General features: G+C 45.2%; 11 protein-coding genes. All 11 read right to left on the reverse strand.

From position 1 onward, the window contains the following. Positions 1 to 28: 28 nt before the first annotated feature. Positions 29 to 556 carry a rod shape-determining protein MreD gene (mreD, locus tag ACTNBF_RS04250; protein WP_441024774.1) on the reverse strand — a complete coding sequence of 176 codons (528 nt, stop codon included), beginning with the start codon at positions 554 to 556 and terminating at the stop codon, positions 29 to 31. Between the two features lie 2 nt (positions 557 to 558). Further along, positions 559 to 1,419: a rod shape-determining protein MreC gene (gene mreC, locus ACTNBF_RS04255; protein WP_427805735.1), complete on the reverse strand. Its 861-nt coding sequence runs from the start codon at positions 1,417 to 1,419 to the stop codon at positions 559 to 561. Further along, positions 1,420 to 2,442: a rod shape-determining protein gene (locus ACTNBF_RS04260; RefSeq protein WP_427805736.1), complete on the reverse strand. Its 1,023-nt coding sequence runs from the start codon at positions 2,440 to 2,442 to the stop codon at positions 1,420 to 1,422. It abuts the gene before it with no gap. Positions 2,443 to 2,462: 20 nt separating this feature from the next. Continuing rightward, on the reverse strand, positions 2,463 to 3,173 hold the full coding sequence (gene radC, locus ACTNBF_RS04265; RefSeq protein ID WP_427805737.1) for a RadC family protein: 711 nt from the start codon (positions 3,171 to 3,173) through the stop codon (positions 2,463 to 2,465). A gap of 70 nt (positions 3,174 to 3,243) precedes the next feature. Then, positions 3,244 to 3,504 carry a DUF4321 domain-containing protein gene (locus ACTNBF_RS04270; RefSeq protein ID WP_427805738.1) on the reverse strand — a complete coding sequence of 87 codons (261 nt, stop codon included), beginning with the start codon at positions 3,502 to 3,504 and terminating at the stop codon, positions 3,244 to 3,246. Positions 3,505 to 3,585: 81 nt separating this feature from the next. Continuing rightward, positions 3,586 to 5,277, reverse strand: coding sequence for an NAD(P)/FAD-dependent oxidoreductase (locus ACTNBF_RS04275; protein WP_427805865.1), 1,692 nt, complete (start codon positions 5,275 to 5,277; stop codon positions 3,586 to 3,588). After that, positions 5,270 to 6,508: an NAD(P)/FAD-dependent oxidoreductase gene (locus ACTNBF_RS04280; RefSeq protein ID WP_441015770.1), complete on the reverse strand. Its 1,239-nt coding sequence runs from the start codon at positions 6,506 to 6,508 to the stop codon at positions 5,270 to 5,272. Before ACTNBF_RS04280 ends, ACTNBF_RS04275 begins: the two co-directional genes overlap by 8 nt. Next, positions 6,508 to 7,767 carry an aminotransferase class I/II-fold pyridoxal phosphate-dependent enzyme gene (locus tag ACTNBF_RS04285; RefSeq protein ID WP_441088825.1) on the reverse strand — a complete coding sequence of 420 codons (1,260 nt, stop codon included), beginning with the start codon at positions 7,765 to 7,767 and terminating at the stop codon, positions 6,508 to 6,510. Before ACTNBF_RS04285 ends, ACTNBF_RS04280 begins: the two co-directional genes overlap by 1 nt. 35 nt (positions 7,768 to 7,802) lie before the next feature. Further along, positions 7,803 to 8,786 carry a tRNA (adenosine(37)-N6)-dimethylallyltransferase MiaA gene (gene miaA / locus ACTNBF_RS04290; RefSeq protein ID WP_441024777.1) on the reverse strand — a complete coding sequence of 328 codons (984 nt, stop codon included), beginning with the start codon at positions 8,784 to 8,786 and terminating at the stop codon, positions 7,803 to 7,805. A gap of 49 nt (positions 8,787 to 8,835) precedes the next feature. After that, the gene (gene mutL / locus ACTNBF_RS04295) at positions 8,836 to 10,974 is read right to left on the reverse strand and encodes a DNA mismatch repair endonuclease MutL (protein WP_441088814.1); all 2,139 of its coding nucleotides are present in this window, start codon (positions 10,972 to 10,974) and stop codon (positions 8,836 to 8,838) included. Positions 10,975 to 11,008: 34 nt separating this feature from the next. After that, a complete protein-coding gene (gene mutS / locus ACTNBF_RS04300) occupies positions 11,009 to 13,678 on the reverse strand; it encodes a DNA mismatch repair protein MutS (RefSeq protein WP_441088815.1) in 2,670 nt (889 codons plus the stop codon). Positions 13,679 to 13,808: the final 130 nt, after the last annotated feature.

Genomic DNA, 13,808 nt, shown 5'->3' on the forward strand with positions numbered 1-13,808 from the left:
TGCCCATGCCTTCAGGCGTTCCCATAATTTATACAAATTTACTTGCACTCCTTTTTTCTTCCTCTTCCAGTCGTCGATTCGTATGCAGGATCACCTGATATAAGCCCAGTGTGATCAGAATGGTGTAAACAAGTTCCGGCATTATGATATGATTGAAATAATACCAGAAATTAAAATCGCTTTTCAGCATAAAAAGGAAAATATAAACAACCAGGCTGTAAACCAGTTCACTCGCCGAAATCAGCGCCAGCGGAAGCTTGATGTCTTCATCATAAAATACCCTGCTGAAAAATCCGTTGCAATATCCAATCACCATATACACCAAGGCATAAAATCCAATTAAATCGCCACCCAGAATATCTTTGAGTAATCCGCAAAAGAATCCGATGAACAGACCTTCCTTTCTTCCGCGCATAAAACCAAAGGAAGAAGTGACTACGATCAGTAGATTCGGGATGACCGATGCCAGGGCCAGATATTGAAATATTGTCGTCTCCAGTAGGAAACAGATCAGTATGATAACGGTACAGACTGCAATCCGTTTTAATTTCTTCATCCTTACTCCTTTTTATCAATCAAGTCTTTCTTTGTGGTAGTGATAACCAGCACTTCATTTAATTCATGAAAATCCGTAGCCGGGATAATATATCCAGAACGTGTCAGATTGTTTGCATCAACCGTAACCTCGGAGACATATCCAATCAGAAGCCCCTGAAGATATTTGTCACTGATATTGGAAGTTACGACCTGAGTGCCTACCTTAACTTCATTCTCATTGTTTGCAAGTTGCTCGAATTTGACAACACCTTCACCTATCAGCTTCAGATCGCCGCTGACAATACATTTGTCAAAAGTTTCCAGCATCATGGCACTCACATTTTTATCATCAATGATGGAACTTACAATGGAATAATTCGGCCCGACTTCTGTAACGATGCCGACAAGCCCTGCACCTGAAAGCACATTCATATCCACTTCAATACCGTCGTTGCTTCCCTTGTCGATCGTGAATCTTGAAAACCAGTTGCTGTTTTCACTGGCAATAACATTCGCCCCGACCTTTGGATAATCTGCCGTATCCTGATGCATTTTAAAAAGTTCCTGAAGTCGTTCCAGCTCTGCGGAATTCTGTTGAAGCTGATTATTTTCAATCGTCAGCTCCGCAACTTTTTCTTTCAGTTGTTTATTTTCTTCTCTCACTTCCTGAAGCGTTGCAAAATTATCGGACACATCACTGATCCACATCCCCACACGGTTGATGCCCTTCTGCATTGGTACCACCGTATATCCGGCTACCCATGCGAGCGGCCCTTTCCCGGTATCTGCAAAACCGGAAAGTCCCATTAATATAATACAAATTATTGCAAGGATCAGAAGCCAGTATTTGCTTGCAAGTGAAAATTGGTTTTTTGCTTTCATCTATCTCATCCACCTATAATTCTCGTCTAGCATTGAATATGCGTGTTTTCTAAGCTCTTTGGACCGGATAATCTGACTCAGTCCTTCCACCGCGCAAATATCCGGATGACGCGCAGTGTGAACCCGGTAACCAGTTGCCCCTTCTATGTAACTGGAAAGACCCGGAAGATAGGAAAGACCTCCTGTCAGAAAGATACCGTTCTTCTGTATGGCCTTCAATACTTCCGGAGGCGTTCTTTCAAGCAGAAGGTTGATCTGCATGATACATTCCGAAAGCGGCTCCTTCATGGCGGCACGTACCAGGCTGATCGGAATTTCCTGCTGTTTCGGAACTCCGGTTACCAGATTTCTTCCGGCAACGACCATAGTCTCACTGCTCTCTCCGCCAAACACACCGAAACGCCGCCTCAGTGTTTCTGCCGTAAGCCTTCCAATCAGGAAATCATAATTATGCCGCACCAGATTCGCCACAGCATTGTCAAATGTATTCCCACCGATTTTGATCAGTTTATTCAGCACCATACCACCGGATGCGACAACCGAAATTTCCGTCGTCTCACCTCCGAAATCTGCAATCATAACCCCTTTTGTATTCTGAACATCCATTCCGAGTCCGATGCAGTGTGCAATTCCCCGTTCTACAATATTGACCTCCCGGGCTCTTGCGGTCGAATGGACCACGAGATCAAAGAAAGCCCGTTTCTCCACCTCAGTAACATCGGTCGGAACAGCGATCACGTATTCAGCACCTCTTGCAAACTGGCGGTCTTTTTTCAGCAGATTCTGAAGCAGATACTGCATATCGTTAAATCGGCTGATGACCCCTTCCTTCATAGGAAACACAACCTGTATATTTCCCGGGGCTTTTTCATACATTTCATATGCTTCATCACCGACAGCAAAAATTGTTTTCTGATTGGCGATTGCAATGACATTCTTTTCCTTCCATATGGTGTCCTTTTTTTTATCATAAACTTTGATCTCATAAGTTCCAAGATCAATACCGTAAACATTTCTTGCCATTTGCTATATTCCTTTCACAGCTACGCATTCCCTAAATACCCCTCAAGGGCAAGACTGACATAACAGTTGTCTCCGATAATAATATGGTCAAGGAGCTCAATTCCCAGGATTTCCCCTGCCTCCTTCACCCTTCTGGTCACCAGAATATCAGCCCGGCTCGGCGACGGATCACCGCTGGGATGATTATGCATAAGTATGATGTATACTGCATTTTTCATAAGAGCTTCCACAAAAAGCTCACGCGGGGAAACCAGCGACATATTGATCGTTCCTTTGGATATCTCACTTTCACCGATCAGTTTAGATCGGGTATTCAGCATAAGCAGCTTCATATGCTCCTGCCTGCGGTGACGCATATCTTCCATATAATAGTCCGCTATGGTATCCGGTTTGGAAAAATCCAGTTCTTTCCCGGCAGAAAGCTGCGCCATTCTTTTGGAAAGTTCACAAAGGCAAAGAATCTGTATCGCCTTTACCCTGCCGATTCCCTGCACTTTCATCAGTTCTTCTTTGGTCCAGTTCTGCAGATGAGTCTCATCCTTATTCTGTACACCGGTATCCGGGTACAAAAGTTTTCTGGCCAGTTCAAGGGAATTTTCTCCTTTTGTACCCGTACGCAGCAGAACGGCAAGCAATTCAATATCTGTCAAACTGCCCGCCCCAAAACGCTCGCATTTTTCATACGGGCGTTCATCTGCTATCATGTCTTTCATGGTTTTGTTTTGATTCATAATCCTTATATAGGATTCGATAATTCGAAAAAAGACGTTCTCATACAGCACAAAAAATGCCTTACGGCATCTATAAGAAACGATAAATAAATATGGCAAGCACTACACCGATGATGCTCGCTATCGTAATCTTGATGCTAAGCCCAAAGGTAATTACCACCATACCGAGATTTAGAATGATCGGACTGTCAAATCCGAATGTCTGTCCATAGGACAGCCAGCTAAGTGCCGGTACATTCTCTGTCATCATGGCAATAAAACCTCCCAGCACAATTCCTGTTAAAACAAACAGAAACAGAGCCCATGTATTCTTGCTTCCGGCTCCCTTCATCTGTACTCCTCCTCTTTTTTTGAATCACAAACTGTGATTATTTTAGCATATTTTAAAAAACGTGTATAGCCTTTTTAGACATTAAATTTTTCTTAAAGCATCTTCATTTTTGTCGAATGAAGCATATTTTTTGCGGATCGTTTCCGCGATCTTTATGCCGTCCACTGCGGCTGACGTAATCCCGCCTGCATATCCGGCGCCTTCTCCACACGGATATAGTCCGCAAATACGGCTCTCCATCGTTTCATTTCTGAGAATTCTGACCGGGGAAGAGGTTCTGCTTTCCACCGCCGAAAGAATCGTATCCGGATGCGAAAAACCTCGGATTTTCGTATTAAATTCTTCCATTCCCTCAACCAGAGATCTTGCAATCTGCTCCGGGAAAATCTGTTTTAGCTCCGCTTTTTTCCAACCGCCTTTCATACACGGTACCATTTCTCTGAATTCCATGCACACAGGACGTGTGTCCAACTTCCCGGCATCCAATTGAAGACTTTGGCAAAAATCCCCATAGCGCTGAACCGGGATCCTGCCATTTCCCGCTTCATAGGCCGCCTTTTCCAGTTTACGCTGAAATTCCACACCAGAAAGCGGATGCTTGGAACCAAAATCTTCCGGAGATACGGTTACGACGATAGCACTGTTGGCGTTCCGGCTGTCTCTCGCGTGATAACTCATTCCGTTTACCGCCAGGTGTCCTTCTTCCGATGATGCATTGACCACATATCCACCCGGACACATGCAGAATGAATACACACCACGCCCATTCGGTAGTTTTGCTGTCAGTTTATAAGCCGCAGCCGGGAGTGAATCCGGATATTCTGCCCCGTACTGGGAACGGTTGATCAGTTCCTGAGGATGCTCCGCACGCACCCCCACCGCAAATGATTTTGCTTCCATTGGGATCCCGGTCTCATAAAGCATGCCAAATGTATCCCTCGCACTGTGTCCCGGCGCCAAAACCAGAACTTCGACCGGTAATTCCCTCACGTTATTTTTCTCTTCGGCATCTGTTTCTACCCAGATTCCCTTCAATTTTCGTCCGGACTCATTCAGGATAAGTGACGTCATTTTCGTATGAAAATGAACTTCTCCTCCCCATGCAAGAATCTGCTCGCGCATATTCCGAATGACCGTACACAGAATATCCGTTCCGATATGCGGTTTTGCGTCATACAGGATCTCCTCCGGCGCTCCGTGTTTGACGAAGGTTTCCAGCACGGCCCGGATCCTTCCGTTCGGGTCTTTGACCAGTGTATTGAGTTTTCCGTCGGAAAATGTTCCGGCTCCTCCCTCTCCGAACTGAACATTGGAATCCGGCTTAAGCACTCCGGTTTCCCAGAATTTCTTCACATCCTCCTGTCGTTCTTCAACAGGAGCTCCCCGCTCGATCAAGATCGGACGCATCCCACACTTGGCCAGAAAATACGCGCAGAAAATCCCCGCCGGACCGCATCCGACTATGACCGGCCTTTCTTTCAGACGGCAGGAGCCCTCTTCGGGGAAATGATACCGTTCTTCCCGGCAGACGCTGACATCTGAATTGCCTTTCTTCTTCGACACCCGTTTCCAGACAGCCTGCTCATCGTTTACTTTCACATCAATGGTGTATACATAATAAAGTTCCGGCTTGCGCCTGGCATCCAGAGATCTTTTCCGAATGGTAAGATCCAGCAACTGCATTTCCTGAATTCCGAGACGCTTCCGTACCTTCTTTTTCAATTCTTCTTCGGTATGCCCCACCTGTATTTTTAACTGACTGATTCTAAGCATTCGCTGCTCCTTTCCCTGCCAGATATCCGCTTGCCCATGCCCAGTGCAGATTGTATCCTCCGCAGATTCCGTCCACATCGACCAGCTCACCTGCGAAATAAATACCTTTTGCAATGCGTGATTCCATCGTCTGAGCAGAAAGTTCCGCTGTCGAAACACCTCCTGCGCAAATCTGAGCCTGTTCAAATGGATTCGTATCTATAATATCTGTCCGAAAATGTTTCCCTTCTTTCACCAGGCGTTCCAGTTCAGCCTCCGTAAGTTCCCCCGCCTTTTTCATCCGCGGTATCCCTGAAATTTTGAGCAGCACCTCCGACAGTTTCTTGTGAAATACTCCGGTAAAAAAGACACTCATTTCCTTTTCTGGATGAAGCCTTTTCCTCTCTTCAAGCATCTGTCTCCATGCATCGTCCGTTAACTGCGGCATAAAATCAACTTCTGCACAGACAGATTGTTTCCGGTAAAGTCCTTTCGCCGCGATCCTGCTGATCTGAAAGACCGGAATTCCGGAAATACCGTAAGCATTCATCTGTAGCTCGCCCGTATCCTCTCCATGCTTCTTTCCGTCAATCCATATAGAAACTTTTCCGTTCACACGCACGCCTGCTAAAGAGGGATAAAAGTTTTCCCGGCATTTGAGCTGTACAAGTGCCGGGACCACAGGAATGATCTTATGCCCCAGCTTCTTCGCAAGATCGTAACCGCTTCCGTCATTTCCGAGCTTTGAAGCTGCTCTCGAACCGCAGGCAAGAATTACGGAATCACAATTCATTTTTTCTTTCTTTTTACCACCTTGGAGAATTTCAACCTGCCAGCCTTTTTTTGTTCTTAAAATATCCGACACATGGGCCGATGTCACAATGCGGATCCCGCATCGATCGAGTTCCATACGAAGCACATCCAGCACCGCACTTGCCTGTTCGGAAAACGGATAAATGTAGCCATTTTTGTCTTTTGGCATAACACCCATTTCTTCAAATTTACGAATGACCCACTCTGCCGGAAATCTGCTGATGATCTTCCAGGGGAAATCGTTCTCATCGCTTCGGTAGCACTGTGGGCTCTGGAACAGATTTGTATAATTGCATCTTCCGTTTCCGGTAGAAAGAATCTTCCTGCCGACGCGATCATTGTGTTCCACGATTGTAACGCTTGCCCCTTCTTCCGCAGCGGAAAGTGCAGCCATCATACCGGCAGCACCTCCTCCTGCAACCACAATCTGTTTTCCCATTATGGAAGCTCCTTTACGATTCCAGCGTCATGGAGTTTCTGAAGTGACATCAGGATTCCGAATTTAGCATGTTCCCAGGTCAATCCTCCCTGGAAATAAACGGCATACGGTGGTTTGATCGGTCCATCGGCGCTAAGTTCGATCGAGGATCCTTGCACAAACGCTCCGGCTGCCATGATAACTTCGCTGTCATAACCCGGCATCGCCCACGGAACCGGTGTCACATAACTTTCAACCGGTGCAGCAGCCTGGATTCCCTGGCAAAACGCAATCACGCCTTCTGGTGTTCCAAGTGTCACCGCCTGAATAATATCATGACGCGGTTCACTTCCGTTCGGAATGACCGGATATCCGAGTTTTTCATAAATATTCGCTGCAAAAACAGCTCCTTTTAACGCGCCTGCCACTACGGTCGGTGCGAGGAAAAGCCCCTGATAGAAGGACTGCATTACACCAAGAGAGGCACCGACCTCTTTCCCCAGTCCCGGTGAGGTAAGACGGTACGCACACTGCTCGATCAGATCCTTTCTTCCCGCAATATAGCCTCCGATCGGCGCAAGGCCTCCGCCGGGGTTCTTGATCAGGGATCCGACAACCATATCGGCACCGACATCACTCGGCTCCTTCTCTTCTACGAATTCACCGTAGCAGTTATCCACCATGCAAATAAGTTCCGGCTTTATTTTTTTCACAAACGCAATCCCTTCCCCAATCTGATCTACCGAAAAGCTTGGCCGTGTCTGATACCCTTTCGAACGCTGGATCGTAACCAGTTTGGTTTTTTCATTGATCGCCTCACGTATCTTATCATAGTCGAAACTGCCATCCTGCAGCAGATCCACCTGGCGATAGGTAATTCCATATTCAGCAAGTGAACCGGTGGAAGGACGAATTCCGATCACTTCTTCCAGCGTATCATAAGGTTTACCTGCAATCGAAAGAAGTTCGTCTCCCGGCCTTAAATTGGCTGAAAGCGCCAGCGCCAGCGCATGGGTTCCACATGTAATCTGAGGACGCACCAGTGCATCTTCAGTATGAAATACATTTGCATACACTTGTTCTAATGTATCTCTTCCGAAATCACTGTATCCGTATCCGGACGCATAATTAAAACATTCCGAGCTCACCTTCGCCTCCTGCATTGCATGCAGAACCTTGAGCTGATTAAATTCAGCCATCCGGTCGATTTCAGCGAACCGATCCTTCAGTCCTGCTTCGATTTCAAGTCCGTACCGCAGCACGTTCGGGTCAATTCCCATCTGAATATAAAGTGATTCTGTTTCTTGATTTAAACTCATGATTCTATTATTTTCCTTTCTCTTAAGATTCTCAGCATTGCTTCCAATATCGCAGTTTCATCATAATTGTACTGATCCTTGGGCAGCCAGATTACATCACGCTCCCGCTTAAACCAGGTAATCTGCCGTTTTGCGAAATGTCTGGTGTCCCGTTTTAAAATATAAACAGCCTCTTCAAGGGAACACTCCCCTTCAAGATATGACAGAATTTCTTTATAGCCCAGCCCTTGCATAGACACCATTTTACGGTCATAGCCTCGCAGCTTTAGTGCCCGGACTTCATCCACAAGTCCCTCATCGATCATCTGATCTACCCGCCTGTCTATCCGTTCGTAAAGCCGGCTTCTCTCATCATTCAGAACAAAATATGCAAAAGAATACGGAGATTCTTTCTTACGCTCTTCTTCATTATGCTGAGAGATGGGCATCCCCGTCTGATGGTAAAATTCCAGTGCCCTTATCACACGCTTCACATTATTCGCATGAATCTCATCGGCAGATTTCGGATCCACCTCGCGCAGACGATCATGCAGCGCATTTGCACCATTTTCATTTGCAAATGCTTCCAGTTCCTTTCGATACGCAGTATTTTCTTCTCCTTCGGAGAAATCAATGTCATACAGAAGTGCCTGTATATAAAATCCTGTTCCGCCCACCACGATCGGGATATGTCCGTTTGCATAAATCTGCTCCATCGACTGCTTTGCCATCTGTTGAAATCTGGCTACATGAAATTCTTCGTCTGGCTCAAGTACGTCCACAAGATAATGAGGAATTCCTTCCATTTCATCCCTGCGGATTTTTGCGGACCCAATATCCATATGCCGATATACCTGCATAGAATCTGCAGAAATGATTTCTCCACCGACCGCCTTTGCCAGTCCGATCGAAGCTTTCGTTTTTCCCACAGCGGTAGGTCCGGTCAATACAATAATCGGCGGTTTTGTGACATCGTCCGTTTCTTTCCGTTTTTCTTCCATTACAGACACCTCCTCTACATTTCTTAATTCATTGAAAAATATGCGCTTATTAAATGATACGCTTAAACTTTTTCTCAAGTTCCCGTTTGGTCATTGAAATAATCGTGGGCCTGCCGTGTGGACAATGGTATGGATTATCCAACGTCAGAAGTTCACCGATCAAAGCCTCAACCTCTGCAGCAGACAATCTGGAATTACCCTTGACCGCTGCTTTGCAAGACATGGATGCAATTTTCTCATCAATCAATGAAGGTTCCAGATTAGAAGCCAGGCCTTCAGACAATCCATCCAACATCTCAAGCAAGAGCTCCTTCTTAGCAATTCCGAATAGATTATCAGGAACTGCTCTCACAGCATACTCATCGCCGCCGAATGGTTCCATCTCAAATCCAATCGATGTGAACCGGTCTTTGTAAGTCTCCAGTACATCAATTTCCTGCATAGATAAACTTAAGATGATCGGAGGACTCAGGTACTGAGAAGTATACTCCCGATTTTTCATTCCTGCAAGTGTACGTTCATACAATACTCTTTCGTGTGCAGCATGTTGATCGATAATATAGAGACTATCCCGAAATTGTACCAACCAATAAGTATCAAACACTTGACCAATAATTTTATACTCCTGTTTTACTTCTTTTTTGAGTAAATTTTCCTCAAACAAATCTAATTGTTTGCTTTTTTCTGACTTTTGTGGATTATTATGTGAAAATTGTGGATTGTTTTGCAGATCGCGCTCTGTTTTTTTGGTATCGCTATTGTCTTTTTGCAGAGTTTGCTCTGTTTTTATTGGATCGTACTCTGTTTTACTTGCTGTATTGTGTAGAGTGTGCTCTGTTTTTGAAGGACTGTTTTGTAGAGCGTACTCTGTTTTTTTGGAATTCAAGCGTCTTTTTACAGCTTCTTTTACCTTATCCGTTTCCTGTGCCTTTTTCGATATGTCTTCCGTGCTTTCCACTTCCGCATGCGAAACCTGATTATGATAAGCCTGTACTCTCTCCTTCATTTTTTTCATGAAATAATCAAGATTCTTCTCTTCATCGCTCTCTTCTTTTTTTACTGGTTCCGGATTCAAATTCCCGTAAGGCCGTTTTGGGACCTCCTGTACCAATACAGCGCTTTTCCGCTTATCTGCTCTCCTGTCATTTATTTTATTTTCAAGCGACGGCGGTTCCGGTATCTCCACTTCCGGGATCAGATTCTTTTCGTGTAGGCCGTCACTGACAGCCTGATAAATCCGATTGTAAATCTCCTGCTGATTGCTGAAGCGAAGTTCCATTTTTGTCGGGTGTACGTTGACATCGATCTTCTCTGGATCCACCTGAATGTGAAACGCTACAAACGGATATTTATGCTGCATCGTAAAATCTTTATATGCGTCTTCAATCCCTTTCGACAAGATGTTACTGCGGATATATCGTCCGTTTACAAAATAGTTTTCAAAATTTCGATTTCCGCGGGAAATAAGCGGTTTTCCAAGAAATCCATTAACACGCATCCCTTCACAATCATATTCCAGCGGGAGCAGATTATTGGCAATCTCTCGTCCGTAAATATGATAAATCACATCTTTTAGACGTCCGTTTCCGGATGTATGTATCTTCGGCTGATGGTTATTGATGAACTGGAAGGAAACCTCTGGATGCGAAAGTGCAAGCCGTGTCAGCAGATCGCTGATATGGCTTGCCTCTGTCATTGGTGTTTTTAAAAATTTTCTCCTTGCAGGTGTATTATAGAAGAGCTGACGTACCAAAAACGTTGTTCCGTCGGGAGCTCCCGTTTCTTCCAGAACCTTTTCCTGTCCTCCTTCTATAACATACCGGGTTCCAAATATATCATTCGCCGTTTTTGTCACCAATTCAACCTGAGCAACAGCGGCAATACTGGAAAGCGCCTCACCACGAAATCCAAGCGAAGAGATGTGCACTAAATCATCTGCGCTTCGAATCTTACTCGTCGAATGGCGTAGGAATGCTTTTCTAACATCGTCCCTCTCAATCCCATATCCATTATCGGTGATCCGCATAAATGTGATACCACCATCCTCTATCTCTACTACAACCGCCGTTGCACCGGCATCAATTGCGTTTTCCACCAGTTCTTTGATCACCGAGGCCGGCCTTTCTATCACTTCCCCGGCTGCTATTTTATCAATTGTGATCTGATCCAACAATTCAATATGCGGCATATTGTTCTCCTTTATTCATTCTAAGTATCTTATCTTACCATCGATTTTTCAGTTTATTCTGGAGCTGATACAATTTGTTCATCGCATCGATCGGAGTCATATGACTGATATCCAGTTCTTCTAATTCTTTCAGAACATCATCATCCTTTACCGTATCGAAAAGAGAAAACTGTGCCAGATCAACTTCATCCAGCTTCTTCTGTGGCTTTTTCTTCTGGTTTTCTCCCTGTACGGCGATTTCCTTCACCCGCGCCGTAATATCTGCATTGACCAGCTCTTCCACGATTTCTTTCGCACGATTAATGACAGAATCCGGAACCCCCGCCAGTTTAGCAACCTGGATTCCGTAGCTCTTATCCGCACCGCCTTTTACTATTTTTCGAAGGAAGACGATATCATCTCCCTTTTCCTTTACAGCAATACAGTAATTATTGACATTATCGATTTTCCCTTCCAGCTCCGTTAATTCATGATAATGTGTAGCAAATAATGTCTTCGCCCCCAGAAGCTTACTATTGCTGATATGTTCCACGACCGCCCATGCGATACTTAAGCCATCGAAGGTACTGGTTCCTCTTCCGATCTCGTCCAGGATCAGAAGGCTTTTGCTGGTTGCATTTCTCAGGATATTCGCCACCTCGTTCATTTCCACCATAAAGGTACTCTGTCCGGATGCCAAATCATCGGAGGCACCTACTCGCGTGAAAATACGATCTACAAGTCCGATATTCGCGGACGATGCCGGGACAAATGAACCGATCTGTGCCATCAATACGATCAATGCAGTCTGACGCATGTACGTCGATTTACCGGCCATATTCGGTCCGGTGATAATCGAAATGCGGTTCTTTTTATCATCCAGATAGGTATCATTGCAGATAAACATATCATTAGGGATCATTTTCTCCACCACCGGGTGACGTCCGTCTTTGATATCAATGACACCTTTCTCGTTAATTTTCGGGCGGACATAATTATTTCTCTCCGCAACCAGGGCAAGGGAGGCAATCACATCCAGCTTGGCAATCGCTTTTGCAGTCGTCTGGATACGAAGGATTTCTCCGGCGATTTTGTTCCGCACTTCACAGTACAGTTCATATTCCAGTGCACAAAGCCTGTCCTCAGCTCCCAGAATCGTGTCTTCCAGTTCTTTCAGCTCCGGGATGATATAACGTTCCGCGTTGGCCAGCGTCTGTTTTCTCACATAGTAATCGGGCACCAGATTTTTGAACGAATTCGTCACTTCCAGATAATAGCCAAACACCTTGTTATAACGGATCCTCAGATTTTTAATTCCCGTCTTCTCCCGCTCTTTTGCTTCCAGCTCAGCAAGCCAGCCCTTTCCATCCGATTTAGCTCTGCGCAGGCGGTCTACTTCTTCGTTGTAGCCTTCACGAATAATGCCGCCTTCCTTCATTGCAAGCGGCGGATCTTCCATGATTGCTTCCTTGACCAGAGTGCAAAGCTCCTCAAGTGTATCCATTTCCCCGTAAATCTCTTTCAGAAGCTCTGACTGCATATCCTCCAGGATGCATTTAATCGGAGGCAGCATGGAAAGGGAGCTCTGAAATGCAATCAGATCACGCGGATTTGCAGACTGGTAGGTGATCTTTCCGACCAGGCGCTCCAGATCATACACAGGACCTAAGTACTCCCGTATTTCCTCTCTGCAAATAGCGTTGTTCTTTAATTCTTCTATCGCATCCTGTCTCTTTTTAATAGAAGCTTTATCGATAAGTGGCTGCTCCACATATTTTCGAAGAGTTCGGGCACCCATTGCTGTTTTCGTCTTGTCCAGCACCCACAGAAGCGAACCTCGTTTCTGCTTCTCCCGCAACGTCTCAACCAGTTCCAGATTTCGACGCGTCGAACTGTCAAGGACCATATAATTTCCCGTCGTATAGGTGGTAAGCCGGCTCAGATGGGACAGCGAATTTTTTTGTGTTTCTTCCAGATATTTCAACAATGCGCCCGCTGCAATCATACCACAGTCATAGTCTTCAAGGCCGAGTCCCTGCAGCGATTTCACTTGAAAATGCTCCATCAGTGTCTTTCGACAGAGTGCATCGTCAAAATACCAGGCGTCCAGAGAATAGATGGTGATTCCAAGCCGGTTTTTCAGATCATCCAGATTCATTCCGCTCATATAGAACGCCTCATTACAAATGATCTCCGAGGGCATAAATTTCGTAAGTTCGTCCATCATTTTTCCGGAAGATTCGATTTCTGTGACCATGTATTCACCTGTCGTTACATCAGCAACAGACAGCCCGAAACGATCTGCGATGTATACGATACTCATGATATAGTTGTTTTTCGTCTCATCCAGTGCCTGCATGTCAAGATTGGTGCCTGGGGTGACGATACGAATAACGTCCCTTTTAACTATTCCCTTCGCAAGCTTCGGATCTTCCATCTGCTCGCAGATTGCCACCTTGTATCCTTTTGATACAAGACGATTCAGATAACTGTCCACAGCATGATAAGGGACTCCACACATGGGAGCCCTTTCCTCGAGACCACAGTTTTTTCCTGTCAGTGTTATTTCCAGTTCTTTTGATGCGGTTATTGCATCGTCAAAAAACATTTCATAAAAATCGCCAAGTCTGTAAAAGAGGATACAGTCTGGATATTCTTTCTTCGTTTGAAGGTACTGCTGCATCATTGGGGTCATTTTCGATGCCATGTTGGTTTTATCTATCATATTTCCAAATTCTCCTTATTTTTCAAGGGTTTTCACAGTTTTAAAAGTAGTTGCTTCCCACGTTACTTCACCTATCCTTTCGCATTTGCAGCCAAATGGATAGGGGCATTTGTCACATTCAAATCTTAAC

It is taken from the genome of Bariatricus sp. HCP28S3_A4 (assembly GCF_052066395.1).
GTDB lineage: Bacteria > Bacillota > Clostridia > Lachnospirales > Lachnospiraceae > Allocoprococcus.